The sequence below is a fragment of the Microtetraspora malaysiensis genome, assembly GCF_050947145.1.
Taxonomy (GTDB): domain Bacteria; phylum Actinomycetota; class Actinomycetes; order Streptosporangiales; family Streptosporangiaceae; genus Microtetraspora_A; species Microtetraspora_A malaysiensis.
On the sequence record NZ_CP191998.1, the window covers coordinates 6416620 to 6442031 of the forward strand.

The window sequence follows — 25412 nt, forward strand, 5'->3', positions numbered from 1 at the left end:
CTAACGACCGGACCGGCGGCGGCCAACCCGGAGGGTCAGCGGGATCCGAGCGCGCGCAGGTCGTCCGGCGTGTCGAGGTCGGCCGGGTCGCCCACCCCGTCGCACTCCACCCGGGTGACCAGCTCGGGACGCGCCCGCAGGAAGGGCCGCGCTCCCACGTCGCCCTGGGCCAGCGCGGCCACCTCCGCGAAGTGCTCGCGGGTGATGAGCACGGGGTTGCGCGGCGCGCCGCCGTAGCAGGCCACCGCGACCGCGGCGCCCGCGCGGTACGCCGCGATCAGGCGGCGCACGGCCTCCGGCCGGACCAGCGGCTGGTCGACGAGGGCGATCACCGCGGCGCGGGCGGAGGCGGGCAGCGCGGCGAGGCCCGCGCGCAGCGACGAGCCCATGCCGGTCGCCCACTCGGGGTTGTGCACCGCGACCGCGCCCGGGACTCGCACCTCCGCGGCGCCGAGCACGATCAGCACCGGGTCGCAGCCGCCCTCGGCGAGCAGCCGCACGCCGCGATCGGCGAGCCGCTCCCCCTCGAACTCCACCAGCGCCTTCGGTGTGCCCATCCTGCGGCCCGAACCGGCCGCGAGCAGGACACCCACGACCTCGTTGGGATCAGCCGTCGCCATCCGCACGCTCCTCACCCTGACTCGCCGCGACGGACGCGCCCGAAAGCCCGGCGTCGCCGTGGATCCGGCCCGTCGTCTCGGTCAGGGCGCGGCCGGTTCCGCCCCACCGGAGCTGGATCAGCTCGGCCGCGATCGACACCGCCGTCTCCTCGGGTGTGCGCGCGCCGAGGTCCAGCCCGATCGGCGAGCGCAGCCGGGACAGCTCCGCGTCCGTGAGCCCCGCCTCGCGCAACCGCCGCAGCCGGTCCTCGTGCGTGCGCCGCGACCCCATCGCCCCAACGTACGCCGCCGGGGTGCGCAGCGCGACCTCCAGCAGCGGGACGTCGAACTTGGGGTCGTGGGTGAGAACGCAGATCACGGTGCGCTCGTCCACCTCGGCCGTCGCCAGGTAGTCGTGCGGCCACTTCACCACGACCTCGTCGGCCTCGGGAAACCGGCGGGAGGTGGCGAACACCGGACGCGCGTCGCAGACCACCACGTGGTAGCCGAGGAACTTGCCGATCCGCGCCACGGCCGCGGCGAAGTCGATGGCGCCGAACACCAGCATCCGCGGCGACGGCGCGAACGACTGCACGAAGACCTGTAGGTCGTCCAGCCGCCGCTCCCCCTCGGGGCCGTACCGGCGGATGCCGGTGAGCCCCTGGGCGAGCATCCCGTGCGCGTCGTCGTCCACCGCGTCGTCGAGCCGGGACGAGCCGAGCGTGCCGGAGGCGCGGCCGGGCCGTACGACGCGGCGCGCCCCGATCGGCCCCGGCCCGGCGACGATCGTCGCCACCGCCACCGGCTCGCTCCGCTCGATGGAGGCGGCGACCTCCCCCAGCTCGGGGTAGGTCGCGCGCGAGACGGGCTCGACGAACACGTCGATGACGCCACCGCAGGTCAGGCCGACGGAGAAGGCGTCGTCGTCGCTGACGCCGTACCGCTGGAGCACGGGCGTGCCGTCCGCGACCACCCGCTGGGCCAGGTCGTAGACCGCGCCCTCGACGCAGCCGCCGGAGACGCTGCCGGTCGCCTCGTCCCGGAGCACCGCCATGGACGCCCCGGGCGGCCGGGGCGCGCTGCGGAACGTGCCGACCACGGTGGCCAGGCCGAACCGCTCCCCCGCCTCCCACCAGCGCACGATCTGGGCCAGCACGTCACGCATCCGGCCTGCCTCTCCCCCGATGAACCGCACCGGGGACCGTGCCGCCGGCCAGGCGGAGCGCGAGCTCCTCGTACGCGGCCAGGCTGTGCCCGGCGACGAACTCGGTGACGTACGGCAGGGCCGCCCGCATCCCGGCGGTCAGCGGCCGATAGGCCGGGTCCCCCTTGTGCGGATTGACCCAGATCACCCGGTGGGCGAGCCGCGACAGGCGTTCCATCTGGCGGCCGAGCAGGCTCGCGTCGCCCCGCTCCCAGCCGTCCGAGGCGATCACCACGATCGCTCCCCGGGGGTCGGACAGCCGGAGCAACTCCTTCAGCTCCTCCCCCAGCCGGGTGCCGCCGCTCCAGTCGGGGATCGCGGCCGAGACGGCGTCCATGGCGACGGCGGGGTCGCGGTGGCGCAGCTCCGCGGTCACCCTGGTGAGCCGCGTACCCACGCTGAACACTTCCGTGGCACGCGGCTCGGCGCGGACCAGGGCGTGCGCGAAGCGCAGCAGGGTGTCGGCGTAGGGGGCCATCGAGCCGCTCACGTCCACGAGCATGACGACCCGGCGCGGCTTCTCGGTGCGGTCGCGGAACCGCAGCCGGGCCGGCTCACCGCCGCGGCGGACCGCCTCGCGCACGGTGCGGCGGCCGTCGAGCGCGCCGCGGTGCGACGGCGCGCGGCGACGCGACGTGCGCCGCTCGCGGGCGCTCCTGAGCATCCCGAGCAGCCGGGCCACCTCCTGCCGCTCGACGGCGGTCATCCGGGCGACGTCCCGGTGGCGCAGCACCTCGATCTCGCTCGCCGTGGCCGCCGCGCTCGCCTCGCCTCCCTCGCCCGGCTCTCCGGCTCCCTCGTCGGGGCGCAGGACGAACCGGGTCACGGTCGCCGCGGGCGGCACGCGGCGGGCGGCGGGCCGCGCGCCGCCGAAGTAGGCCGCGAAGCACCGGTCGTACCGGTCGAGGTCGTCGGGGCAGGAGCAGAGCGTCAGCCGGCCGGCCCAGTAGACGTCGCACGGCTCGCGCGCGCCCAGCTCGCGCAGCGCGGCCAGGAAGCCCTGGGTCCGCTGGTGGTCGGCGGCGACCCCGGCCGCGCGCAGCGTGCGGGCGAAGCCCGTCATCGCCCGGACGAGGGCGGCGCGGTCGTCGCCCGCCGCCGCCCCGTGTCCCTCACGTGCCTCGCGGCGCGGCTCAGGCACGGCCGCCGCCGCCTCCCGTGCGCGCCGCGAGCCCGTCACCCAGCAGGCCGCCGCGCCGTACAGTCTCCTGGTCCTCGCGGTATTTGAGCAGCGCGCCCAGGGTGACCGCGGCCAAACCGGGGTCGAGGCGGGCGGCGCCGAGGGTGAGCAGCGCCTCGGCCCAGTCGAGCGTCTCGGCCACGCCGGGCGGCTTGACCAGGTCGGCCTCGCGCAGCCGCCCGGCCGCGCCGGCCACCTCGGCCGCGAGCTCCTCCGTGCAGGCGGGCAGCCGCCGCAGCAGGATCGCGACCTCGTGCTCGAAGGAGGGATGCTCGATCCAGTGGTACAGGCAGCGCCGTTTGAGCGCCTCGTGCACCTCGCGGGTGCGGTTGGAGGTCAGGACGACGACCGGCGGCGTCTGCGCCCTGATCGTGCCGAGCTCGGGCACGGAGATGGTGAAGTCGGAAAGAACCTCGAGGAGGAACGCCTCGAACTCGTCGTCGGCCCGGTCGATCTCGTCCACGAGCAGCACGCAGGGCTGGGTCTCCAGGGCACGCAGCAGCGGCCGGGCGACCAGGAACCTGCGGTCGTAGATCTCGCCTTCCAGCGCCTTGACGTCGGTGGCCCCGGCCGCCTCGGCGGCCTTGAGGTGCAGCAGTTGGCGGGCGAAGTCCCAGTCGTAGAGCGCCTGGGCGGCGTCGAGCCCCTCGTAGCACTGCAGCCGGATGAGCGGGGCGTCGAGGATCGCCGCGAGCGTCTTGGCCAGCTCGGTCTTGCCGACGCCCGCCTCGCCCTCAAGGAAGAGCGGGCGCCCCATCCGCAACGCCAGGAACGCGGCCGTGGCCAGGCCCTCGTCGGCCAGGTAGTCGTGTTCTTCCAGCAGCGCGGACAGCTTGGCGGGCGAGTCGATCCCCGCCGCCGGGTCCGGGTTCGTCCTCTGGGACACACAGTCAGGCTACGTCCACCGTCCCTCGCCTGACTGTGGTCAATTTCGCCAAACAGCGGATGGATTCGTATAAGTTGCTCGGCGTTCGCGGCCCTTCTCGCCTAGAGCGCCACCAGCCGTCCGCCGCGGCCCCGCAGACGTACCGAGGCCAGGGCGCCACAGGCCAGAGCCACGGCGAGCAGCGTGCCCGAGGCCGCGACCGACGTGCGGATGTCGCCCGCGAGGGCGGCGCGCAGGCCGCGGACGGCCCAGTAGCCGGGGGAGATCGGGGCCACGGCCGCGACCCAGTGCGGCAGGACGGCAAGCGGGACGAGCGCGCCGCCGAGGCTGCTGAGCAGCATCCCGCCGATGTCGTAGGCGGCCGAGAGCTCACCCATGCTGCGGACGAGTACGCCGGCCAGCGCGCCGAGGCCGAGCAGGGTGGCGCTCCAGCTCAGCAGGACGCCGAGCAGCGGGAGCGGATGCGGAACGCTCACCCCGAAGGCGCACACCCCGAAGCCGATGATGATCAGTTGCTGGGCGAGCAGGGCCACGAAGACGGGGACGGCCTTGCCGACGAGCATCTCCGCGGGGTGGACAGACGTGCCGCGCAGCCGGTCCCAGGTGCGGCCGAGCCGTTCGGTGAGGATGGCGCCGCCGGAGATGCTGAGCGCGAGCAGCGAGAAGGTGACCAGCGTGCCCACGACGGCCTGCTCGGTGCCCGCCGTCCGGCCCTGCGCGGCCACGTAGAGGGGGCGCAGCAGGGTGAGGAAGACGAGCGGCAGGATCACCCGGCTGAGCAACGGGCCGGGCTCGCGCAGCATCAGCAGCAGGTTGTGGCGCACCAGGGCGCTCGTACGGGTGACGGACTCACGCACGGACATCACGGGCATCACGGGTATTCGTGTCCTCCTCGGTTGCCACCGCTTCCAGTGAGCGGTAGAGGTCGTCCAGGCTGGGGCGGCGCACGTCGACGGAGGCGGGGGTGCGCCCGGAGGCGAGTAGCGCGGCGAGGTCGGCGCCGGGGTCGGTCGTCGGCAGACGCAGTTCGGGTTCGGCCGGGTCCGCGAAGGCGACCTTCAGTTCGCCGGGCAGGCCGCGGGTGAGCTCCTGCTGGGTCCCGCGCGCGATGACGCGCCCGGCGCGGGCGAGCGCCACCGTAGCGTCGAGATCGACGAGTTCCGGCAGGTAGTGAGTGGTGTAGAGGACGGCGGTCCCGGCTTCGGCCCGTGCCTTGACGGCGGCCAGCAGGGCGGATCGGGTTTCCGGGTCGGCCCCGGCGGTCGGTTCGTCCAGGAGCAGCAGCCGGGGGGAACCGACCATGGCTGTGGCCGCCTGGACACGGCGGCGCTGCCCCCCGGACAGGACGCCCACGGGCCGGTCCGCGAGCGCGGCCAGCTGGAGCTCGTCCAGGACGCGGGCGATCTCCGCGTCTCGGCGCCGCCCGCGGAGCCCGGCCAGCCCGGCGAACAGCCGCAGGTTCTCCCGCGCGGTGACGCGGTTGTACAGAGCGAACTCCTGCGGGGCCACGCCGAGCAGCCGCCGTAGGGCGCGACCGGCGCGCAGCGCGTCCCGCCCGCCGACGCGCAGCCGCCCCGCATCGGGGCGGACGAGACCACTGACGATCTCGACGAAGGTGGTCTTGCCCGCGCCGTTGTGCCCGATCAGGCCGACGATCTCGCCGGCCGCGACCGCGAGGTCGAAGCCGTCGAGGGCGCGCCGCCGACCGTACCCCTTCACCAGGTCCTCCGCGAGGAGCATCCTGCCTTCATCTTCGATCTACACCGTATACGTATACACTGTATATCCATGGGTGGGAGGCGGGAAGAGATCCTGGACGCGGCGGTGGCCATCGCCGACGAGCACGGCCTCGACGCGGTGTCGATGCGGGCGGTGGCCGATCGCGTCGGGGTGACCCCGATGGCGCTGTACCGGCATGTCAGCGACAAGGCCGCACTGCTGGACGGCATGGTCGGGCGCCTGCTCACCGCGTTCCTGCCGCCCGAGGCCGGCGGGGATCGCCCCTGGAGTGAACGGCTCGGTACCCTCGCACGGGCCTGCCGGGAGGTGATCCAGCGCCACCCCTGGGCGGCCCCTCTGCTCTTCTCACGGCCCGCCCTTACACCGGACGCCGCCCGCGTCGTGGACGTCGTCTACACCGCGCTCATCGAAGCCGGGGTCCCGGATCGCGACGTACCCCGGCTGGAGCGCCTGATCAGCACCTTCGTGATCGGGTTTGCCGCCTCCGAGGCGGGGGGCCGCTTCACTTCCGGCATCCTGGACCCGCGTGGCCGGCGCGGACAGCTTCCGGACGGCGACCTGCCCGGGCACAGGAGGCTCGCGCCGTGGCTGGACCTGCCCCTCGACCTCACCGCCGAGTTCGAGGCCGATCTGGCCGACCTCCTGCGACTGATCGAGGCAGCCGCACGACGCGAGGACTGAGGGCGGCCCCCCGCGATCCGACAGGACGGCGACGGCCTGGTCCGGCGTCCATGTGGCGTGGCAGACCGTCCACCACCGTCGCGGCGAGATCCGGCGATATGGTCACGGACATGGAGCAGCCCGCCCTCCGTCCTCCGGCACCCCTGGACCTCGCCGCCTCCCCGTGTGCGGACGCGCTGCGCGCCGAGCTGATCGCGCGCTGGGCGGAGCCGCACCGGCGCTACCACACCACCGCGCACCTCGCCGCCGTCCTCGCCGCGATCGAGCCGCTCGCCGGGCACGCCGCCGACCCGCGGGCCGTACGGCTCGCCGCCTGGTTCCACGACGCGGTGTACGAGGGACGCGCGGGGTGGGACGAGGAGCGCAGCGCCCAGCTCGCGCAGGCCCGCCTGGCCGCATGCGGGGCGCCGGACGGCCTGGTCCGTGAGGTGGCACGGCTGGTCCGGGTGACAGCGTCACACACGTACGAGCCCGGCGACGCGGACGCGGCGGTGCTGTGCGACGCCGACCTGTCCGTTCTGGGCGGGGAGGGGGCGGCCTACGCGGCGTACGCGCGGGCGGTCCGACAGGAGTACCGGCACGTGCCGGATGAGCTGTTCCGGGCGGGACGCGCGCAGGTCCTGCGGCGGCTCCTGGACCGGCCCCACCTGTACGGCACGGCCGCCGGCCGGGCGCTGTGGGAGGCGCGGGCCAGGGAGAACCTCACCGGGGAGCTCGCCTCACTCGCCTGAGGGGCCACCGGCCAGGGGGCGCCACTTGGGGTTGCGCAGCCCGGCCGCCCGCAGGCGCGACACGAGCTCCCGGCTCGACACCGGCTCGGCGCCGAGCAGGACGGCGCGGTCGTAGATCGTTTCCGGAACGTCATAGTGATCGCGGTCGAAGGCGCGCGGCGGCACGCCGAGGAGCTGGGCGAAGCCGTGCAGCTCGTCGTACGAATGATCGCTGACGAGGTGCGACCAGAGCAGCCTGCGGGGCCCGGGCCAGTTGGGCCAGTCGATCAGCACGCTCACTCTGGACCTCACCGGGCTCGACGACCGTTCCAGTGGAACTTTACGGCGAAACCCGGCACCTCCCTTGGCCGGGCGCGAACGGCGGGCCCGCTCCCCCGCCTCAGTCGCGGTCGGGGGCCTCGCCGCGGGCGCGGATGAGGGCGCGCAGCTCGGAGACCGCCTTACGGGAGCGCTCCTTCTCGGAGCCCTGGATGCCCATGGCGCCGACGCTGTTGCCGTCGGCCAGGTCGAGCTTGGGCCAGGGGTCGCCCTCGACCAGGTTCACGTCGAGCACCTGGGCCCATTCGAAGTAGTGGGTCCGCAGCGCGTTGACGACCTTGATGCCCCGCTCGTCCGCCTCCACGCGGAGCCGCCCGAGCAAGTGCAGCACGGCCGCCACCGCGCCGCCGAAGGCGATCATGCCGAGCCGGTCCGGCAGCTTGAACTGCTCGGGCAGGATCACCGCGAGGACCACCGAACCCACCACCATGATCGCCGCCATGGAGTACGCGATGATCCGCGCCTGGCGCGGGCGCCAGGTCACCGGCAGCGGGGGCGGCGCGGCAGCCGTCATCGCGCACCTCCGCGCTCGTCGACGACGTGGCGGCCGGCCGGAGGGGTACCTGTGAGCGTCTGCATGATCACCGAGATGCGTTGGACGTACGGGTCGCGTGCACGCTACCGCGCGGGCACGAGCGCCGGGTCGCGGAGCAGGAGCGCGGTCTCCAGCGCGGCGACCGTCGCCTCGTACCCCTTGTCCTCATGGCCGCCCGGCACACCGGAACGGTCGAGCGCCTGATCGAGGGTCTCACAGGTGAGCACCCCATTCCCGACCGGGGTGGACTCGTCCAGCGCCACCCTGGTCAGCCCGGCCGTCACCGAGTCGCAGACGTAGTCGAAGTGGGCCGTATCGCCGCGGATCACCGCGCCGAGCGCCACCACCGCATCGCACCGGCGCGCGAGGGCCTGCGCCACGACCGGGATCTCCAGCGACCCGGCCACCCGCAGCACGGTCGGCTCGGCGCCGCAGTCGCGCGCCGCCCGCACGGCCCGCTCCACCAGCCGGTCGGTGATCTCGGCGTGCCAGCGGGCCGCCACGATGCCGACGGTCAGCCCGGCCGCCTCGACCGGGGCCGCCTGGGGACGTCCGATGCCGCTCATGCCGCCTCCCGGGTCCCGTGTCCGGACGGGCCGCGCCCGTCGATCCGCTCGCTCATGCCGTCTCCTCCTCCTTGGGAATGTCGTGGCCGAGCCGGTCGCGCTTGGCCGTGAGGTACTTCTCGTTGTACGGGTTGACCGCCATCGGCATGGGCTCGCGGCCGAGCACCTTGATGCCGTAGCCGTCCATGCCGCGCACCTTCGCGGGGTTGTTGGTCAGCAGCCGCACGGACTTCACACCGAGGTCGGCGAGCATCTGGGCGGCGTTGGAGAACTCCCGCGCGTCCACCGGCAGCCCGAGCTCCACGTTGGCGTCCACGGTGTCGCTGCCGTTGTCCTGCAGCCCGTACGCCTGAAGCTTGGCGAGCAGGCCGATGCCCCGGCCCTCGTGGCCGCGCAGGTAGACCACGACGCCTCGGCCCTCCTCGGCGATGGCCCGCATGGCGTGGTCGAGCTGCACGCCGCAGTCGCAGCGCAGCGAGCCGAGGACGTCGCCGGTGAGGCACTCGGAATGGGCGCGCACCAGCACGTTCTCGCCGTCGGCCAGGTCGCCGTAGACGAGCGCCAGGTGCTCGCCGCCGTCCAGGGCGCTGGAGTAGCCGTAGGCCCGCCAGACGCCGTACCGGTTGGGGATGCGGGTCTCGGCGACCCTGGCCACCATGCGCTCGGTGCGCTTGCGGTGGTCGATGAGCTGCTCGATCGTCACGAGCGCGAGGTCGTGCTCGTCGGCGAACTCGCGCAGGGCGGGCAGCCGCTTCATGGTGCCGTCGTCGTTGACGACCTCGGCGAGCGCGCCGGACGGGGCGAGCCCGGCCAGCCGGGCCAGGTCCACCGCCGCCTCGGTGTGGCCGGGACGGACCAGCACGCCGCCCTCCCGGTACCGCAGCGGGAAGATGTGCCCCGGCCGGACCAGCTCGTACGGCTCGGTGGCCGAGTCGCAGAGCGTACGGATCGTCAGCGCCCGGTCGGCGGCCGAGATCCCGGTGGACACCCCGTCCCTGGCGTCCACGCTGATCGTGTACGCGGTGCGCATGCGCTCCTTGTTCTCGTGGACCATCAGCGGCAGTCCGAGCCGGTCCAGCTCGCCCCCCTCCATGGCCACGCAGATCACGCCGCTGGTGTGCCGGATCATGAATGCGACGAGCTCGGGCGTGGCCTTGGCCGCGGCGAAGATGATGTCGCCCTCGTTCTCGCGGTGCTCGTTGTCGACCACGACGACCGGCCGGCCCTCGCGGATGTCGGCGACGGCCCGTTCGATCGGGTCCAGACGGATGCTCATGTGGTAACTGCCTCCAGTGCGCGGGATTCGCGCCGCCAGTCGCGGAACCCGATCAGGACCAGGACGAAGAAGACGGCGTAGACCGCGCCGGAGACGACCAGCCCCGAACGGAACGCCAGGGGGACGCCGACCAGGTCGACGGCGACCCACAGCAGCCAGAAGTCGACCAGCGCCCGCCCCTGCGCCCAGGTCGCCACCGCGCTGCCGACGAAGATGTACGCGTCGGGCCACGGCGCCCACGACACGTTCAGGCCGCGGGAGTTGAGGAACCCGAAGAGCAGGGCGACCGCGACGGTGCCGGCGGCCAGTACGGCGACCAGCGCGACGCGCTCGCGCCCGGTGGCCGAGCGGACGGCCAGCGGCGCGCCGCCGCGGCTGCCGCGCGACCAGCGAACCCAGCCGTAGATCGCGAGCGCGCCGAACAGCACCTGCTTGAGCGCGTTTCCGGTGATGTGCGCGCTGATCGACGCGGCGAACAGCAGCACCGAGCCGGCGAACTGGACCGGCCAGGTCCAGATCGTCCGCTTCATCGCGAGCCACAGCGTGGCCAGCGCGCACACGTTGCCCACCAGGTCGGCCCAGGCGACGTGCCGGCCGAGGACCTCGAACCCCGCCTCCGCCCAGTTCACGGCCGGACCCCGAGGCCGTGCGCGCCGATGAGCTTCTCGACGTGCTTGGCGAGGATGTCGACTTCCAGGTTGACCGGGTCGCCCGGCTGCTTGCGGCCGAGGGTGGTCATCTCCAGCGTGGTCGGGATCAGGCTGACGGCGAAGCCGCCCGTGTCCACGCCGGCCACGGTCAGGCTGACGCCGTCCACCGCGATCGAGCCCTTTTCGACGACGTAGCGGTCCAGTTCGGCCGGCAGGGAGATCCGCACGACGTCCCAGTGCTGGGCGGGCTCGCGGGAGAGCACCACGCCGGTGCCGTCCACGTGCCCCTGCACGATGTGGCCGCCGAGCCGCTGGTCGACGCGTACGGCCCGTTCCAGGTTGACCCGCGAGCCCGGCACCAGCACGCCGAGGCAGGAGCGGTCCAGGGTCTCCTTCATCACGTCGGCGGTGAACACGCCGTCCGCGACGCCGACGACGGTCAGGCAGACCCCGTTGACCGCGATCGACGCGCCGTGGACGGCGTCGGCGGTGACGATCCCGCCGCGCACCGACAGGCGGGCCGAGTCAGCGAGCGGCTCGATCGCGACGACCTCGCCCAGTTCCTCGACGATTCCGGTGAACATCTCAGTTCTCCTTCGATGGTGCCGACCGGTGGGACGCGGCGGCGTCCCCGGAGCCCGGGGAGGCTCCGGGGCGGAGCACGACCCGCAGGTCCGGCCCGATGGGGGTGACATCTTCGATTTCGAAGCGGTGGATGTCGGCGATCGTGGCGACACCGGCCGGGCCGAGCGCCGCCGCCCCCGCCCCCAGCAGCGCCGGGGCGAGATAGCCGACGACCCGGTCCACCAGGCCCTCTCTGACGAAGGACCCGGCCAGCCGCGGCCCGCCCTCCACGAGCACGCTCACGATCTGCCGCCGGCGCAGCTCCTCCAGGAGCACGCGCAGGTCCAGCCCGTACGGCGTGCGCGGCAGCCGTACGACGTCGGCGAGGTGCGCCGGCACGGCGGTGTCGGCGGCCACCGCGACCAGGGTGGGCGCCGGCCCCGACAGGACGCGGGCCGCCCGCGGCGTGCGCGCGGCCGAGTCGACGACGACGCGCAGCGGCGCCCGCTCGGGGCCGGCTCCCTCGGACATCCGGACGGTGAGCAGGGGGTCGTCGGCGAGGACCGTGCCGATCCCCGCCACGATCGCGTCGCACTCGCCGCGCAGCCGGTGGACGTCGGCGCGGGCCTCGGCGGAGGTGATCCACTTGCTGGTGCCGTCCCGCGCCGCCGACCTGCCGTCGAGCGTGGCCGCGAACTTCCAGGTCACGTACGGCCGGCGGGCCCGGACGGAGGTGAGCCAGGCGGTGTTGCCCCGCTCGGCCTCCTCGGCCAGCACGCCGACGTCGACCCGGACACCGCGCTCCCTGAGCCGTTCGACGCCTCCGGCGGCCACGGGGTTGGGGTCCGCGACGGCGACCACGACCCGGGCGACGCCCGCGTCGAGCAGCGCCTGCACGCAGGGGCCGGTCCGGCCGGTGTGGCTGCACGGCTCCAGGGTCACGTAGGCGGTGCCGCCCCGGGCCCGATCCCCCGCCTCGCGCAGCGCGACGACCTCGGCATGGGGCCCTCCGGCGTAGGCGTGGAAGCCCTCGCCCACGACGGCGGAGGCGGCGTCGAGCACGACGCAGCCGACCACGGGGTTGGGGCTGGTGGTGCCGAGGCCGCGGGCCGCGAGCTCGACGGCCCGCCGCATGTGCGGCACATCCCCGGGGGCCGCGTCGTCGGGGGCCGTGGGAAGCGCCGCATCGGCACGCGCGGGGATTTGCTCGCTCACCCCGGTCAGTCCTCCTCGCCTGTGTCGCCAGGCGGGCCCCGGGGTGTGGAAAGGACGCGGCCACATGGGCCACGTCGCACGGGTGGCGTACGCCGCCGGCCAGCCCGGCTACGCCGGACCGCCGAAAGACGGCTGTCTCCCGTTCGCGCGCTTCCTCCCATCCGGACTATGACCGTCGGTCCTGGAATCACACCAGGTCCACCGGCCGATGGCTTCGGCCGGGTCGCGGACTTCACCGCGTCCCCGAGAGGGGACGGATGTCACCGCCGGTTCGGAATTTCACCGACCCCGGAGCACGCTTGCTCTTTGTCTTATGAACGGTCGCGGACCCGAGTTCCGGGTTCGCTCCCGCTTATCAGTCTGCCATGGCCCGGCAAACCGCGCCCAACCCGCCCCCCAAGGGGGTTCGAGTCAGGCGCGGAGCGCGTCGTACGCGGCGACGGCCTCCCTGGCCCTGAGCGCGGCGGGCGAGTAGCGCATCTGTGCGGGCACCAGGCCGAGGCCCCGGTGCAGCGTCCTGAGCGTGGCGCTCGCCCACAGGTCACCGATCGGCGTGGCGGGCAGGCCGTACAGGCGGCGCGCCCATCGGGGCAGCGACGCGAACGCGAGCGCCATGATCATCGGAAGCGCGGCCCTGAGCGGGGCCAGGCGCAGCGGCAGCGGCGCGTTGAGCGCCAGCAGCAGTGGGTGCGACGCCTCGGGGACGAAGTAGAGGTCCGGCCGCCGCTCCTCCATATAGTCGCGCAGCTCGGCGAGCGTTCCGGGCACGTCGTCCGGCCGCAGCCCGACGACCTCGGCGGCGCGCCGCCACTCGGCCACGAACCGGTCGGCGTCGGCGTCGCTCAGCGAGACGCCCGCGCGGCGGGCGACCGACAGATAGGAGTCGACCTCGCCGACGTGGACCCAGCGCAGCGCGTCGGGGTCGTCGAGCCGGAACCGCTCGTCCCGGTCCGGGTCGAACGCCGTCAACGCGGCGTGAATGCGACGCACCCGGGCTCCGGCGGCGGCCACCTCGGCCGTGGTCCCGAAGGTCCGCACGCGGACGAAGTCGGTCGTGCGCTGGAACCGGGCCCAGGCCTCGGCGGGGTCGAGGAGCGCGGAGTTCTGCAGGACACCGCGCATGGCGCGCGGGTGCAGGCCCTGCATGAGCAGCGCCCGGAAGCCGCCGACCATGAGGATCGGCTCGCCCATCACCCGCCAGGTCACCGACTCGGGACCGAAGATGCCGTGATCGGCGTGCCGCCCGGCCGAGCTCCGCCTGCCCTTGCCCGTGCCGACTTTGCCCGTGCCGACCTCGCTCTTGCCGACCTCGCTCTTGCCGCCCGCCCGGACGCCCGTGCCGCTGCTGCCGCCCATGCCGGCCTCCTGCCGCCGTGCCGAGAACACCGAGAACACCGAGAACACCGAGGATGCCGAAGACGGGACCGCGCCCCCGGGCGGCCGCCGCGATCGGCCTCCGGTAGGTACCCCGCGTGGACCACGACACCACACTAAATCCGAAAATCTAACACCATAAGTCAAAATGTCTTGGTTCTGTCATGATCACGTCACGATCCCGTGAGCTGCGACGATCGAGTCGTGATAGATCATGACAAACCCAACAAGGCGGTGTGATTCAGGCATCAGATCCGCAACGTTCTGTTACCTCCCCCTTCCGTCAAGAATCGAAAAGGTGCTAGTTATCCGGGAGAGTTGTGACAGCTCATGCCTTTGAGGAGAAAATTCGTGTCATACGCACGGAGGACCGGAAGGTTCCTCGCAGTCGCCACCGGAGCGGCGATCCTGCTGACCGCATGCGCCAGCGGTGAGGACAAGCCCGCCGCCAACGAGTCCGGGTCTGCGAGCAGCGCCCCCGCCGCCGCCGACACCACCGTCACCCACGCCTTCGAGCAGGAGCTGAACTCCTACAACGGTTACACCGCCGAGGAGTACTCCTCGCAGAACCACATCGTGGTCTCCAACCGGGTCCTGCAGGACGTGTGGGGCTACAGCACCGAGGGTGGCGTGCGGCGCAACACCGAGGTCGCCACCTACGAGAAGGTCTCCGACGACCCGCTGACGGTCAAGTACACCCTCAACCCGAAGTCTGTCTGGTCCGACGGCGCCGACCTCGGTTGTGCCGACGTGATGCTCACGTGGGCGACCGGCTCGGGCAAGTTCACGGACTTCTCCTACATCAGCACCGACCAGTGGGGCCGGGTCGAGCTGCCCGACTGCAAGGTCGGCGACAAGGAGATCACGCTCAAGTACAAGCAGCCCTTCGTCGACTGGGAAGCCCTCGATGTCCTGACCATGCCGGCGCACATCGTCGCCGAGCAGGGCGGGCTCACCGTCGAGGAGTTCGTCGACGCCATCAAGAAGGGCGACAAGGCCAAGCTGAAGAAGGCCGCCGAGTTCTACAACAAGGGCTGGCTGTTCAACGGCAAGATGCCGGACAAGAAGCTCATGCCCTCGAACGGCCCGTTCGTGATCGACTCCTACTCCCCCGGCCAGTCCATCACCCTGGCCAGGAACGAGAAGTACTGGGGCGAGCCGGCCAAGGCGGCCAAGGTCGTCATCCGCTTCATCCCGCAGGACGAGCAGGTCCAGGCGCTGCAGAACGGTGAGACCAACATCATCGAGCCGCAGTCGAACCCGGACGTCGTCGCCCAGCTCGGGGGCCTGAACGGCGTCACGGTCAAGACGGGTGACCAGTTCCTGTACGACCACCTGACCTTCAACTTCAACAAGGGCCCGTTCAAGGACCCGAACCTGCGCAAGGCGCTCGCGCTCTGCGTGCCGCGTCAGCAGATCGTCGACAACCTGATCAAGCCGCAGAACCCTGAGGCCCAGACGCTGGACGTGCGCAACGTCGTCGGGTTCCAGCCGCAGTACGCCGACACGGTGGCCTTCGCGGGCGGCGACAAGTGGAACACCGTCGACATCGAGGCCTCCAAGAAGCTGCTCTCCGAGTCCGGCAAGGGCAAGCTGAAGGTCCGGATCGGCTACAACCAGCCGAACCCGCGCCGCACCCAGGTCGTCGAGCTGATCAAGGCCTCGTGTGACCAGGCCGGCTTCGACATCGTCGACACCGGCAGCGAGAAGTTCTTCGCCGACGGCGGCGACCTCGCCAACGGCAACTTCGACGTGGCGCTCTTCGGCTGGTCGGGCTCGGCCCTCAACAGCGGCTGGACCTCCACCTACCACACCGTCGAGAAGTGCACCCCGTCCGGCAAGGGCAACAACAAGGGCTGCTACTCCAACAAGGAGCTCGACAAGGTCCTCGACCAGATCCTCAGCGAGACCGACCCCACCAAGACGGTCGACCTCGTCAAGCAGGTCGAGAAGACCCTCTGGGACGACCTGATGAGCATCCCGCTCTACTCGCAGCCGGCACTGACGGCCTGGAGCGAGAACGTCCAGAACGTCGTGCCGAACGCCTCCCAGGCCTCCGTCACCTGGAACATGCACGAGTGGGCCATCCAGTAGTAGGCCCACTGACCGTCTGACGCCCTCGGGGCCGGGTATGCGCCCGGCCCCGAGCGGTGCCTGGCGGCACTCTCACATCTGATCTACACGGGGCCGCCGCTCTGCCTCACCCCGGGCGGGCGCGGCGGCGCCCGACCTACCCGGGTCGCGCCCCGACACCCCTCCATGGCCGGCCCGTCACCGCAGGAGGTCGGGGGAATGCTCGCATTCATCGCGCGGCGGCTGGCCATATCAAGCCTCGTTCTGCTCGCCGCGACTTTCATCATGTTCGTCCTGGTCGCCCTGTCGGGGGACCCGCTCGCCGACCTGCGTGAGCAGTCGACTCCGCAGGCGCAGGCGCAGATGGCGGCCCGTATCAAGTCCCTGAGACTCGACGTGCCGATCCCGGTCCGCTATTTCGGCTGGCTGACCGACCTCTTCCGAGGCGACCTCGGCGTCGACAAGAGCGGGCACGCCGTGAGCTCCCAGCTCGCCCTGGCGACCACCGCCACGCTCCAGCTCGTCGTGATCGCGACCCTGCTCGGCGCCTTCATCGGCATCATGATCGGTGTCGTCTCCGCGCTGCGTCAGTACAGCAGCTTCGACCACGGGATCACTTTCGCAGCGTTCGTCTGCTTCTCGCTACCGGTTTTCTGGGTGGCGACGATGCTCAAGCAGTACATGGCGATCGAGTTCAACGACTGGCTGCGCGACCCCGTGATCCCGCTCTGGGTCATCGGGCTCGTCGCCGTGTTCGCCGGGCTGGTCTGGGCCTCGATCTACAAGGGCCGGTGGAAGGGGAAGCTCACCACCTTCGCCATCGGCTTCGCCGTCACCGCCGTCGTCCTGTACGCCCTGTCCGCGAGCCACTGGTTCGCCGACCCCGGCCTCGGCTTCCCCTTCATCCTCGTGGTGTCGCTGGCCGCCGCGGCGGGCGCGAGCGCGCTGGTCGCCGGCTGGGAGAACCTCCAGCCGATGTACGCGGCGCTGGCCAGCGCCGGAGTGGGCGCCCTGCTGTACCAGCCGCTCCAGCCGGTGCTCTCCGACGCGAACCTGCTCTCCATCCTGGGGCTCGCCCTCCTCACGATCGTCGTGAGCTGGGTGCTCGGCCACACGCTGGGCGGGCTGCTGCGCCGCCAGGCCATCCCGCTGGCCGTCTTCAGCGGACTGCTCACCGGCGGCCTGATCTTCGTGGACCGGATCCTGCAGGCGTGGCACAGCTACACCGTCTCGGTGCGCAACCGCCCCGTCGCCACGATCGGGTCGGAGACCCCCAACTACACGGGCGACTTCTGGCACGTCTCGCTGGACTCGGCGATGCACCTGCTGCTGCCCACGCTGGCGCTCATCCTGATCGGCCTGGCCGGCCACTCCCGGTACAGCAGGGCCAGCATGCTCGAGGTGATGAACCAGGACTACGTCCGCACCGCGCGCGCGAAGGGCCTGCCGGAGCGCACGGTGATCATCAAGCACGCGTTCCGCAACGGGATGATCCCCATCACCACGATCCTCGCGCTCGACTTCGCCGGGGTGTTCAGCGGTGCGGTCGTCACCGAGCACGTCTTCGGCTGGCGCGGACTGGGCGCGATGTTCACCAAGTCGCTCAAAGAGGTCGACCCCACCCCGGTCATGGGCTGCTTCCTGGTCGCGGGCGCCGCCATCGTGATCTGGAACATGGTCGCGGACATCGCCTACGCCTACCTCGACCCGCGCATCCGGCTGTCGTGACGGAGCGGAGACACTTTCGATGACACTGAACACAGAGCACGCCGAGCCCACCGCCGCCCCGCAGGGGATGGCGGTCACCGCCCGCACCCAGGGCCAGCTCGTCACCCGCAGGTTCTTCCGGCACAAGGGTGCGCTGTTCGGCCTGGCCCTTTTCCTCTTCGTCTTCGTCCTGGCCTTCACCTCGATCGGCTTCGGGCCGCTCCCGGGCTGGTGGGACAAGCCGTGGACCGGCAGCGGCACCCTCCTGGACCGCGGACGCCCCACGCTCAGCGTGATCCCCGAGTTCCTCGGCGGTTCCGGCATCCACCTCGGCGAGCACCCGTTCGGCCAGGACAACCTGGGCAAGGACTACTTCGCCCTCACCATGCGCGGCGCGCAGATCTCGATCATCGTCGCGCTGGCCATCGGCCTCGTCTCCACCTTCGTGGGCACGGTCATCGGCGCGCTGGCCGGATATTTCCGCGGCTGGATCGAGTCGGCGCTGATGCGGCTCACCGACGTGATGATCACCATCCCGGTCCTGATCATCGGCGCCGTCGTCGGCCAGATCGCCGGCAACCTGGGCCCGTACTTCCTGGCCCTGATGCTCGGCGTCATCACCTGGACCAGCGTCGCCCGGCTGGTGCGCGGCCAGTTCCTGTCGCTGCGCGAGAAGGAGTTCGTGGAGGCGGCGCAGGCCGTCGGCACCTCCTCGCGCCGGATCATCTTCAAGCACATCATGCCCAACACGCTCGGCGTGATCATCGTGAGCGCCACGCTCGCGGTCTCCTCGGGCATCCTGCTGGAGACGGCGCTGTCGTTCATCGGGTTCGGCGTCAGGCCCCCGGACACCTCGCTCGGACAGCTCATCCAGACCTACCGCAGCGCCATGGTGACCCGGCCGTGGCTCTTCTGGTGGCCGGGCATCTTCATCATCGCGATCGCGCTGTCGGTCAACTTCATCGGCGACGGCCTGCGCGACGCCTTCGATCCTCGACAGAACCGGGTGCGCAACTGATGACGACCAACACGCGGGGTGTCCACATCGGCCGGCGCCTGTCGGACTCCAAGCGCCCCGGCGAGACCGAGATCCTGAAGGTCGAGAACCTCCAGGTCAGCTTCCCCACCGACGACGGCCTCGTGCAGGCCGTACGCGGGGTGTCCTACACGGTGCGCGAGCGCGAGGTGCTCGGCATCGTCGGCGAGTCCGGCTCCGGCAAGTCGGTCTCGTCGATGGCGGTCATGGGCCTGCTGCCCAAGAGCGCCAGGATCAGCGGCAGCATCCGCTACCGGGGCGAGGACGTCCTGGCCATGAGCGAGCGCAAGCGCCGCGGGCTGCGCGGCCGCAAGATCGCCATGGTCTTCCAGGACCCGATGACCGCGCTCAACCCGGTGCACACCATCGGCGACCAGCTCGCCGAGGCGGTGCTGGCCCACGACCTGATCCCGCGCAAGGACGCGCTGGCCCGCGCCAAGGAGATGCTCGACCTGGTGGGGATCCCCCAGGCCGAGGCCCGGCTGCGCAGCTATCCGCACGAGTTCTCCGGCGGCATGCGGCAGCGCGCGATGATCGCCATGGCGATCATCAACAACCCGGACATGATCATCGCCGACGAGCCGACCACGGCGCTCGACGTGACCGTCCAGGCGCAGATCCTGGAGAAGCTGCTGGAGGTCAAGGACGCGGTGGACGCCGCGATCGTGCTCATCACGCACGACCTCGGCGTCATCGCCGGCATGGCCCACCGCATCCTGGTCATGTACGCCGGCAAGCCGGTGGAGATCGGCGAGGTCGACCAGGTCTTCGCCCGGCCCCGCATGCCGTACACGGTGGGTCTGCTCGGGTCGATCCCGTCGGCCGCCGTCTCCGGCGAGCGGCTGCAGCCGATCAAGGGCACGCCGCCCTCGCTGATCAACCTGCCGGCAGGCTGCCCGTTCTCCCCCCGCTGCCCGCTCGCCGACGACCAGTGCCGTACGGCGGAGCCGCCCATGGCGGAGACCGAAAGCGGCACGCAGCTGGCCGCCTGCCACCACTGGCCCAAGCTGGCCGAGGCCACGGACCCGACCGCGTTCTTCCGCACGAACAGCGAGACCTCATGACCGAGAACACGCCTCTGTTGCAGGTCGAGGACCTGGTGATGCGCTTCCCCGTCAGGGGGACCGGCCTCATCCGCCGGGTCGTCGGCCACGTCCAGGCCGTCAGCGGCGTCTCCCTGCAGGTGGACAAGGGCGAGACGCTCGGAGTCGTCGGCGAGTCCGGCTGCGGCAAGTCCACGACGGGTCGCGCCATCCTGCAGCTCCACCGGCCCACCTCCGGCTCCGTCCGGTTCGAGGGCAAGGAGCTGACCACGATGACGGCCAAGCAGATGCAGGCCGTACGGCGGGACGTCCAGATCGTCTTCCAGGACCCCTACGCGTCGCTCAACCCGACGATGCCGGTCAACGACATCATCGCCGAGCCGCTCAAGGTCCACGGCCTGTGGAAGTCCACGGGGCCGGAGAAGGTCGCCGAGCTGCTCAGCATGGTCGGGCTCAGCCCCGAGCACGGCAACCGCTACCCGCACGAGTTCTCGGGCGGGCAGCGCCAGCGCGTCGGCATCGCCCGGGCGCTGGCGCTGGAGCCGAAGCTGCTGATCCTCGACGAGCCCGTCTCCGCGCTGGACGTGTCGGTCCAGGCCGGCGTGGTGAACCTGCTGGAGGACCTGCAGGACAGCCTCGGCCTCGCGTACGTGTTCATCGCGCACGACCTGTCGGTGGTCCGGCACATCTCGGACCGGGTCGCGGTGATGTACCTGGGCAAGATCGTGGAGATGGCCGACCGCGACGACCTCTACGAGCGGCCGATGCATCCGTACTCCCAGGCCCTCCTCTCGGCGGCCCCGACGGCCGATCCGGCGGTGGAGCGGCGCAGGGAGCGGATCATCCTCACCGGTGACGTGCCGAGCCCGATCGACCCGCCGAGCGGCTGCCGGTTCCGCACCCGCTGCTGGAAGGCGCAGAGCATCTGCATCAGCGAGGAGCCCCCGCTGACCGACCGCGGCGACGGCCACCACGTGGCCTGCCACTTCGCCGAGATCAACACGGCCGTCGGCTAGGCAGTTTCCGGACACGACCCAGACACGGGCCCCCGGCCGCCCCACGCGGCCGGGGGCCCGTCCTGTCTCCGCCCGGAGCGTCAGGGCTCACACACCCGGCGCGGCAGGGGGTCGATGCCGTCGGCCAGGCCGCGCATGACCACGGCCAGCCGGTGGCGCACACCCCCGAGGAGGCTCGCCGCCATCCGATCGTCGTCGTCGCCCGCACGGACGCTCCGTGCCGCGCGGAGGCGGCGGCGCAGGTCGGTCTCCGCGACGAGCTCGGCGTGGGCCCGGTTGATGTCGGCCAGCCCCATCTCGGCGGCCTTCCGCATGTCGTCCATCGTGCTCATCTGCTCTCTCGTTCAGGGGTGGATGAGAGCGGCCGCGGCGCGTCTCGCCTCGCCTCGCCCGCGGGGCTGCGCCGGCGGGTCACTCCGTCCCGGCGTCCTTCTCGGGGCCGTCCTTTTCGGTGCCGCGCGCAGCTCGCCGCCGTGGCGGGTCCGACCCGGGCCAGCAAGTCGAGCAGATCCAGTCTCAGCGGGTTCGCCATCGCCCGCATGGCGCGAGGGTCGGTGTCTCGCATATGTCAAAGCTATCTTTGACGATTTGAAGTGTCAAACACTTCTTTCATACCTACGCTCCAGCCCCCCTCGCGGGACGTCCACGGACCTCGGCCGGGTCGGTCGCTTCGCCTGAGGGAACCCGCGGCCCTCTCTCATGGGGCCTTCACTCCGCCCCGGCTGCGCCCCCCCGACCCCGGTGAGCGGTTGCGGTCAGCACACTCGCGAGCCCGGGCCACCCGGCCACCACGCGGCGCCGAGCCCAAAAAGGGGCCGCCCGAAATTGCGGTTAAATCACCAAGTTCCGACCGCGACAATTCCCGAAAGTCGCGTTATCCGACATATTGCGCCGCGATACTGTCCGGATTGTGTCACAGAATCGTGACACGGGCGCATACGTATAGTCGACATGGTCGCCCTCCCATCCGTCCAGGTCAACGCCTTGCCTCAACACAAGGTGATTTACTTTGAGGCACGAACCAAGCAAGAAATAAATGGCGCCCGTCGTCTCATTGACCTACGGAAAATAACTTGCCAAAGTTCCCTCAAGTCGGGATTTCTGCCGACCTTTGATGTCCCTCTCGGGAGCTCCTGCGCGATGACGATCCCTTCAGAGACCACCGCAGAACCGACAACGGCGATCGCACCCGCCGCGCCCGGCGGAAGCCTGGTCGGCCGGTCCCCCGGCCAGCTCATGTGGCGGCGCTTCCGCCGGGACCCGACAGGCATGATCTCGGCGGTCATCGTCCTGTTCTTCATCCTGGTCGCCGTCGGCGCCCCGCTGATCTCCCTGCTGTACGGCAAGGACCCGTACACGACCTACGGTCAGGACCGGCCCGGCCTGCTGAACGACTTCGGCTTCCCGCTCCTGCCCAACGGCGGCATCAGCTCGGAGTTCTGGTTCGGCATCGAGCCCGGCCTCGGCCGCGACGTCTTCATGCAGCTCGTGTACGGCATCCGGACCTCGCTGCTGATCGCCCTGACGGCCACGCTCGCCACCACGCTGATCGGCATCGTGGTCGGCATCGTCGCCGGCTACGTGGGCGGCAGAACCGACTACTTCATCGGCCGCGTGATCGACGTCCTGCTGTCGTTCCCCTCGACGCTCTTCATCATCGCGTTCATGCCGGTGCTGGAGAACATCATGGTCAAGCCCGAGGAGGAGACGCCGGTCTGGCTGCGCGCGGCCACGCTGATCATCTTCCTGACGATCTTCGGCTGGGCCGGGCTGGCGCGTCTGCTGCGTGGCAACGTGCTCTCCCTGCGCGAACGGGAGTTCGTCGAGGCGGCCAAGGTCACCGGCGCATCACCGGCCCGGATCGTCTTCAAGGAACTGCTGCCGAACCTGTGGACCCCGATCCTGATCCAGTCCACGCTGCTGCTGCCCGCCCTCGTCACCTCCGAGGCCGCGCTGTCCTTCCTGGGCGTCGGCATGATCGAGCCCACCCCGGACTGGGGCCGCATGTTCCTGCGCGGCACCGAGGTCTACACCGACGACATCACCTACCTGATGTTCCCGGGCATCGCCCTGCTCATCTTCGTCATCGCGTTCAACCTGCTCGGAGACTCCGTACGGGACGCCTTCGACCCCAAGATCAGACGCTGACCACGTCTCCCGCAGATCCCCCAGATTAGGAGTGACATGTCCATCCGAAAGCGGTCGACGGTGGCCGTTCTCGCCGTCGGCGTCCTGGCTCTCGCCGGCGCCTGTGCCAAGGGCGGCGGAGGCGGAACGCCCGCCGCCGCCGGCAACCCGTCCAGCGCCGCGTCGGACCGGGGGCCCTCCGCCGACACCGCGCCGAAGATCGCCATCGGCACGGCCGACGACTCCAACGGACCCGCGATCGCGCCGGAGGGCGTCGTCAAGGGCGGCACGATCAACATGATCGACCGCGACGACTACGCCCACCTCGACCCGGGCCGCATCTACACCAACGTCGAGAGCACCTTCGCCCTGATGTACGCCCGCCAGCTCACCGGCTACAAGCGGATCGCGAAGAACGACTACAAGCTGGTCGGCGACCTCGCCACCGACACCGGCCAGGCCTCCGACGGCGGCAAGACCTGGACGTTCACGCTGAAGGACGGCGTGAAGTGGCAGGACGGCACCCCGATCACCTCCGGCGACGTGAAGTGGTCCATCGAGCGCCTCTTCGCCTCCTACAGCACCGAGGGCGCCCCCTACGTGCAGCAGTGGCTGACGCAGGAGAACTACAAGAAGTCCTACAAGGGCCCCTACGACGGCAAGCACCTCGACAACATCGAGACGCCCGACGACAAGACCGTCGTATTCAAGTTCAAGGAGCCGCACGCCGACGCGAACTTCGCGCTGGCGATGACGACGTACGGCATCGTCCCGAAGGCGAAGGACACCAAGGAGAAGTACGACAAGGAGCCCTTCTCCAGCGGCCCGTACATCATCGTCAACCACGTCACGGACAAGTCGATGGATCTGGAGCGGAACCCGAACTGGGACCCGGCCACCGACCCGATCCGCGGCGCGTATCCGGACAAGTGGCACATGGAGTTCGGCTACCAGAACCTCCAGGCCACCGACCGGTTCATCGCCGACGCGGGTGACGACAAGAAGACGTTCAGCTTCTACCGGCAGGTCGCGCCGGAGCGGCTCCAGCAGGTGCTGTCCGACCCGGCCTTCAAGCCGCGCCTGATGAGCCAGCCGTCACCGTACGCGGACTACTACTACTTCAACCTCGACCGGGTGAAGGACATCAAGATCCGCCAGGCGATCAACTACGCGTGGCCGGCCAAGCAGCTCCAGCAGATCGGAGGCGGCCCGGTCTCCTCGGTGATCTCCACCACGATCCTCAACCCCACTCTGGCGGGCTACCAGGAGTACGACCTCTTCAACAAGAAGGCCAAGCCCGAGGGTGACGTCGAGAAGGCGAAGGAGCTGCTCGCGCAGTCGAGCAACCCGCACCCGACCATCGTGTACGCCTACAACCAGACTCCGGTCCAGGAGCGCATCACCGTCGCGATCAAGGCCGGGCTGGAGAAGGCCGGCATCAAGGTCGTCGCCAAGCCGCTCAACCCGAAGACCTGGTACGACTCGATTACCAAGATCGATAACGGGTTCGACATGTACTGGGGCGGCTGGGGCGCCGACTGGCCCAACGCGGCCACGGTCTTCCCGGTGATCTTCGGCCCGGTCGTCGAGGGCGGGCAGAACGTCTCCCACTTCAAGGACCCGGAGATCCAGGCGGAGATCAAGCGCATCCAGGGCATGAGCGACGCCGACGAGGCGAACAAGGCCTGGGGCGCCCTCGACAAGACCATCATGGAGAAGGTGACGCCGCTGATCCCCGACGTGAACAGCATCGCCAACTCCCTGCACGGCTCGCTGATCGGCGGCGCCGAGATCGACCCGATCAGCTGGGTCGTCTCCCCGAACACCATCTTCGTGAAGCAGCAGTAGGCCACGTCTCCGGGGCGCCTCACGAGGCGCCCCGGAGCCCCGCACAGGAGCTCCGGTGCTTCGTTTCCTGACTCGCAGAGGTCTCAGCGCGGCGTTCATCTTGTTGATCGTCTCCGCCGTGACGTTCTTCCTCTTCTTCGCCGTGCCGGGCGACCCCGCCCGGCTCGCCTGCGGCAAGGTCTGCCCGCCCGAGACCCTCGTCCAGGCGAGGCACAACCTCGGCCTGGACCAGCCGATCTTCGTCCAGTTCGTCGAGTGGGTCTCCGGGATCTTCGTCGGCCGCGAATACGAAGGGCTGGGGCACTGCCCGGCCCCCTGCCTGGGCTATTCGTTCGTGAACCAGGAGCCGGTCTTCGGCACGATCGTCGACCGGCTGCCGGTGACGCTCTCGCTGACCGTCGGCGCGGCGGTCGTCTTCCTGTTCTTCGGCGTCGGCACCGGCATCATCGCCGCACTGAACCAGGGCAAGGCGCTCGACAAGATCGCCAGCGTGTCGTCCCTGATCGGCGCGTCGGTGCAGATCTACTTCATCGGCACCCTCGCCATGTACTTCCTCGTCTTCCAGTGGCAGATCATCGAACGGCCCCGCTACGTGCCGATCACCGAGGACCCGATCGGCTGGGCGTACGGCCTGCTGCTGCCGTGGATCGTCCTGGCGATCATCTTCACCGCCAACTACACCCGCATGACCCGCTCGACCATGGTGGAGCAGCTCAGCGAGGACTACGTCCGCACGGCACGCGCGAAGGGCATGTCCGCGCGGACGGTCGTGCTGCGGTTCGCGCTGCGCGGCACGCTCACCCCCATCGCGACGATCTTCGGCATCGACCTCGCCAGCCTCATCGGCGGCGCGATCATCACCGAGACGACCTTCAGCCTCCAGGGCATCGGCCGCCTGTCGATCCAGTCGGTCAACAACGACGACCTGCCGATGCTGATGGCCACCGTCCTGCTCGCCGCCGCCGCGATCGTCGTCTTCAACGTCATCGTCGACGCGCTCTACGCCGTCATCGACCCGCGCGTCCGCCTCAGCTAGGAGCCAT

General features: G+C 70.8%; 25 protein-coding genes and 1 riboswitch. Of the genes, 10 read left to right on the top strand and 15 right to left on the bottom strand.

Annotation, left to right across the window (positions count from 1 at the left end; genetic code table 11):
- Nucleotides 1–35: 35 nt before the first annotated feature.
- The 6 genes from ACQP1V_RS30250 to ACQP1V_RS30275 all read right to left on the bottom strand — a co-directional run bounded on the left by ACQP1V_RS30250 (nt 36) and on the right by ACQP1V_RS30275 (nt 5609).
- Nucleotides 36–620, bottom strand: a complete 585-nt coding sequence (locus tag ACQP1V_RS30250; protein WP_433413415.1) for a nucleotidyltransferase family protein — start codon at nt 618–620, stop codon at nt 36–38.
- Nucleotides 607–1764: an XdhC family protein gene (locus ACQP1V_RS30255; protein WP_433413416.1), complete on the bottom strand. Its 1158-nt coding sequence runs from the start codon at nt 1762–1764 to the stop codon at nt 607–609. The genes ACQP1V_RS30250 and ACQP1V_RS30255 overlap by 14 nt, the downstream gene beginning before the upstream one ends.
- Nucleotides 1757–2944: a vWA domain-containing protein gene (locus ACQP1V_RS30260; RefSeq protein WP_433413417.1), complete on the bottom strand. Its 1188-nt coding sequence runs from the start codon at nt 2942–2944 to the stop codon at nt 1757–1759. Before ACQP1V_RS30260 ends, ACQP1V_RS30255 begins: the two co-directional genes overlap by 8 nt.
- Nucleotides 2937–3869: an AAA family ATPase gene (locus tag ACQP1V_RS30265; RefSeq protein ID WP_433413418.1), complete on the bottom strand. Its 933-nt coding sequence runs from the start codon at nt 3867–3869 to the stop codon at nt 2937–2939. Before ACQP1V_RS30265 ends, ACQP1V_RS30260 begins: the two co-directional genes overlap by 8 nt.
- 101 nt (nt 3870–3970) lie before the next feature.
- The gene (locus ACQP1V_RS30270; protein ID WP_433413419.1) at nt 3971–4732 is read right to left on the bottom strand and encodes an ABC transporter permease; all 762 of its coding nucleotides are present in this window, start codon (nt 4730–4732) and stop codon (nt 3971–3973) included.
- On the bottom strand, nt 4719–5609 hold the full coding sequence (locus ACQP1V_RS30275; protein ID WP_433413420.1) for an ABC transporter ATP-binding protein: 891 nt from the start codon (nt 5607–5609) through the stop codon (nt 4719–4721). Before ACQP1V_RS30275 ends, ACQP1V_RS30270 begins: the two co-directional genes overlap by 14 nt.
- A gap of 48 nt (nt 5610–5657) precedes the next feature.
- Between ACQP1V_RS30275 and ACQP1V_RS30280 the strand changes: the two genes are divergently transcribed.
- Both ACQP1V_RS30280 and ACQP1V_RS30285 read left to right on the top strand, forming a co-directional pair.
- The gene (locus ACQP1V_RS30280; RefSeq protein ID WP_433413421.1) at nt 5658–6290 is read left to right on the top strand and encodes a TetR/AcrR family transcriptional regulator; all 633 of its coding nucleotides are present in this window, start codon (nt 5658–5660) and stop codon (nt 6288–6290) included.
- A gap of 110 nt (nt 6291–6400) precedes the next feature.
- Nucleotides 6401–7021: an HD domain-containing protein gene (locus tag ACQP1V_RS30285; RefSeq protein ID WP_433413422.1), complete on the top strand. Its 621-nt coding sequence runs from the start codon at nt 6401–6403 to the stop codon at nt 7019–7021.
- Here ACQP1V_RS30285 and ACQP1V_RS30290 read toward each other — a convergent pair.
- From ACQP1V_RS30290 to ACQP1V_RS30325, 8 genes are all read right to left on the bottom strand, one after another.
- A complete protein-coding gene (locus ACQP1V_RS30290) occupies nt 7010–7300 on the bottom strand; it encodes a DUF4031 domain-containing protein (RefSeq protein WP_433413423.1) in 291 nt (96 codons plus the stop codon). The genes ACQP1V_RS30285 and ACQP1V_RS30290 overlap by 12 nt on opposite strands.
- Nucleotides 7301–7400: 100 nt before the next feature.
- Nucleotides 7401–7853, bottom strand: a complete 453-nt coding sequence (locus ACQP1V_RS30295) for a PH domain-containing protein (protein WP_387408801.1) — start codon at nt 7851–7853, stop codon at nt 7401–7403.
- 104 nt (nt 7854–7957) lie between these two features.
- Nucleotides 7958–8440, bottom strand: coding sequence for a 6,7-dimethyl-8-ribityllumazine synthase (gene ribH / locus ACQP1V_RS30300; RefSeq protein WP_433413425.1), 483 nt, complete (start codon nt 8438–8440; stop codon nt 7958–7960).
- Nucleotides 8441–8492: 52 nt separating this feature from the next.
- A complete protein-coding gene (locus tag ACQP1V_RS30305; protein ID WP_433413426.1) occupies nt 8493–9716 on the bottom strand; it encodes a bifunctional 3,4-dihydroxy-2-butanone-4-phosphate synthase/GTP cyclohydrolase II in 1224 nt (407 codons plus the stop codon).
- Nucleotides 9713–10345 (bottom strand): nicotinamide riboside transporter PnuC, encoded by a 633-nt coding sequence (gene pnuC / locus ACQP1V_RS30310; protein ID WP_433413427.1) that lies wholly within the window; start codon nt 10343–10345, stop codon nt 9713–9715. The genes ACQP1V_RS30305 and pnuC overlap by 4 nt, the downstream gene beginning before the upstream one ends.
- Nucleotides 10342–10950 carry a riboflavin synthase gene (locus ACQP1V_RS30315; RefSeq protein WP_433413428.1) on the bottom strand — a complete coding sequence of 203 codons (609 nt, stop codon included), beginning with the start codon at nt 10948–10950 and terminating at the stop codon, nt 10342–10344. Before ACQP1V_RS30315 ends, pnuC begins: the two co-directional genes overlap by 4 nt.
- 1 nt (nt 10951) lies before the next feature.
- Nucleotides 10952–12145, bottom strand: a complete 1194-nt coding sequence (ribD, locus tag ACQP1V_RS30320; RefSeq protein WP_433413429.1) for a bifunctional diaminohydroxyphosphoribosylaminopyrimidine deaminase/5-amino-6-(5-phosphoribosylamino)uracil reductase RibD — start codon at nt 12143–12145, stop codon at nt 10952–10954.
- Between the two features lie 143 nt (nt 12146–12288).
- Nucleotides 12289–12446, bottom strand: a riboswitch (FMN riboswitch).
- Between the two features lie 110 nt (nt 12447–12556).
- Nucleotides 12557–13501: an oxygenase MpaB family protein gene (locus tag ACQP1V_RS30325; protein ID WP_433413431.1), complete on the bottom strand. Its 945-nt coding sequence runs from the start codon at nt 13499–13501 to the stop codon at nt 12557–12559.
- A 369-nt stretch (nt 13502–13870) separates the two neighbouring features.
- Between ACQP1V_RS30325 and ACQP1V_RS30330 the strand changes: the two genes are divergently transcribed.
- The 5 genes from ACQP1V_RS30330 (at nt 13871) to ACQP1V_RS30350 (ending at nt 20394) form a co-directional block, all read left to right on the top strand.
- Entirely contained in the window at nt 13871–15613 is a 1743-nt protein-coding gene (locus ACQP1V_RS30330; RefSeq protein ID WP_433413432.1) for an ABC transporter family substrate-binding protein, read from the top strand.
- 198 nt (nt 15614–15811) lie between these two features.
- A complete protein-coding gene (locus ACQP1V_RS30335; RefSeq protein ID WP_433413433.1) occupies nt 15812–17320 on the top strand; it encodes an ABC transporter permease in 1509 nt (502 codons plus the stop codon).
- A 19-nt stretch (nt 17321–17339) separates the two neighbouring features.
- Complete coding sequence (locus ACQP1V_RS30340; RefSeq protein WP_387408793.1) at nt 17340–18317, top strand: ABC transporter permease; 978 nt, start codon at nt 17340–17342, stop codon at nt 18315–18317.
- Entirely contained in the window at nt 18317–19399 is a 1083-nt protein-coding gene (locus tag ACQP1V_RS30345) for an ABC transporter ATP-binding protein (RefSeq protein ID WP_433413435.1), read from the top strand. The genes ACQP1V_RS30340 and ACQP1V_RS30345 overlap by 1 nt, the downstream gene beginning before the upstream one ends.
- Nucleotides 19396–20394 carry an ABC transporter ATP-binding protein gene (locus tag ACQP1V_RS30350; RefSeq protein ID WP_387408791.1) on the top strand — a complete coding sequence of 333 codons (999 nt, stop codon included), beginning with the start codon at nt 19396–19398 and terminating at the stop codon, nt 20392–20394. The genes ACQP1V_RS30345 and ACQP1V_RS30350 overlap by 4 nt, the downstream gene beginning before the upstream one ends.
- A gap of 80 nt (nt 20395–20474) precedes the next feature.
- Here ACQP1V_RS30350 and ACQP1V_RS30355 read toward each other — a convergent pair whose 3' ends face one another.
- On the bottom strand, nt 20475–20726 hold the full coding sequence (locus ACQP1V_RS30355; RefSeq protein ID WP_387408790.1) for a hypothetical protein: 252 nt from the start codon (nt 20724–20726) through the stop codon (nt 20475–20477).
- A gap of 808 nt (nt 20727–21534) precedes the next feature.
- Between ACQP1V_RS30355 and ACQP1V_RS30360 the strand changes: the two genes are divergently transcribed.
- From ACQP1V_RS30360 to ACQP1V_RS30370, 3 genes are read left to right on the top strand one after another with little or no spacing between them, the layout of a single operon-like run.
- A complete protein-coding gene (locus ACQP1V_RS30360; RefSeq protein WP_433413437.1) occupies nt 21535–22542 on the top strand; it encodes an ABC transporter permease in 1008 nt (335 codons plus the stop codon).
- Between the two features lie 36 nt (nt 22543–22578).
- Nucleotides 22579–24369, top strand: a complete 1791-nt coding sequence (locus ACQP1V_RS30365) for an ABC transporter substrate-binding protein (protein WP_387408788.1) — start codon at nt 22579–22581, stop codon at nt 24367–24369.
- A 55-nt stretch (nt 24370–24424) separates the two neighbouring features.
- The gene (locus ACQP1V_RS30370; RefSeq protein WP_433413438.1) at nt 24425–25405 is read left to right on the top strand and encodes an ABC transporter permease; all 981 of its coding nucleotides are present in this window, start codon (nt 24425–24427) and stop codon (nt 25403–25405) included.
- The last annotated feature ends 7 nt before the right edge of the window (nt 25406–25412 follow it).

What these genes read in the sequence shown, in the direction of transcription:
- ACQP1V_RS30250 (WP_433413415.1), bottom strand. Translation starts at nt 620, where the DNA reads ATGGCGACGGCTGATCCCAACGAGGTCGTGGGTGTCCTGCTCGCGGCC.
- ACQP1V_RS30255 (WP_433413416.1), bottom strand. Translation starts at nt 1,764, where the DNA reads ATGCGTGACGTGCTGGCCCAGATCGTGCGCTGGTGGGAGGCGGGGGAG.
- ACQP1V_RS30270 (WP_433413419.1), bottom strand. Translation starts at nt 4,732, where the DNA reads ATGTCCGTGCGTGAGTCCGTCACCCGTACGAGCGCCCTGGTGCGCCAC.
- ACQP1V_RS30275 (WP_433413420.1), bottom strand. Translation starts at nt 5,609, where the DNA reads ATGCTCCTCGCGGAGGACCTGGTGAAGGGGTACGGTCGGCGGCGCGCC.
- ACQP1V_RS30280 (WP_433413421.1), top strand. Translation starts at nt 5,658, where the DNA reads ATGGGTGGGAGGCGGGAAGAGATCCTGGACGCGGCGGTGGCCATCGCC.
- ACQP1V_RS30285 (WP_433413422.1), top strand. Translation starts at nt 6,401, where the DNA reads ATGGAGCAGCCCGCCCTCCGTCCTCCGGCACCCCTGGACCTCGCCGCC.
- ACQP1V_RS30295 (WP_387408801.1), bottom strand. Translation starts at nt 7,853, where the DNA reads ATGACGGCTGCCGCGCCGCCCCCGCTGCCGGTGACCTGGCGCCCGCGC.
- ribH (WP_433413425.1), bottom strand. Translation starts at nt 8,440, where the DNA reads ATGAGCGGCATCGGACGTCCCCAGGCGGCCCCGGTCGAGGCGGCCGGG.
- ACQP1V_RS30305 (WP_433413426.1), bottom strand. Translation starts at nt 9,716, where the DNA reads ATGAGCATCCGTCTGGACCCGATCGAACGGGCCGTCGCCGACATCCGC.
- ACQP1V_RS30315 (WP_433413428.1), bottom strand. Translation starts at nt 10,950, where the DNA reads ATGTTCACCGGAATCGTCGAGGAACTGGGCGAGGTCGTCGCGATCGAG.
- ACQP1V_RS30325 (WP_433413431.1), bottom strand. Translation starts at nt 13,501, where the DNA reads ATGGGCGGCAGCAGCGGCACGGGCGTCCGGGCGGGCGGCAAGAGCGAG.
- ACQP1V_RS30335 (WP_433413433.1), top strand. Translation starts at nt 15,812, where the DNA reads ATGCTCGCATTCATCGCGCGGCGGCTGGCCATATCAAGCCTCGTTCTG.
- ACQP1V_RS30340 (WP_387408793.1), top strand. Translation starts at nt 17,340, where the DNA reads ATGACACTGAACACAGAGCACGCCGAGCCCACCGCCGCCCCGCAGGGG.
- ACQP1V_RS30345 (WP_433413435.1), top strand. Translation starts at nt 18,317, where the DNA reads ATGACGACCAACACGCGGGGTGTCCACATCGGCCGGCGCCTGTCGGAC.
- ACQP1V_RS30350 (WP_387408791.1), top strand. Translation starts at nt 19,396, where the DNA reads ATGACCGAGAACACGCCTCTGTTGCAGGTCGAGGACCTGGTGATGCGC.
- ACQP1V_RS30355 (WP_387408790.1), bottom strand. Translation starts at nt 20,726, where the DNA reads ATGAGCACGATGGACGACATGCGGAAGGCCGCCGAGATGGGGCTGGCC.
- ACQP1V_RS30360 (WP_433413437.1), top strand. Translation starts at nt 21,535, where the DNA reads ATGACGATCCCTTCAGAGACCACCGCAGAACCGACAACGGCGATCGCA.
- ACQP1V_RS30365 (WP_387408788.1), top strand. Translation starts at nt 22,579, where the DNA reads ATGTCCATCCGAAAGCGGTCGACGGTGGCCGTTCTCGCCGTCGGCGTC.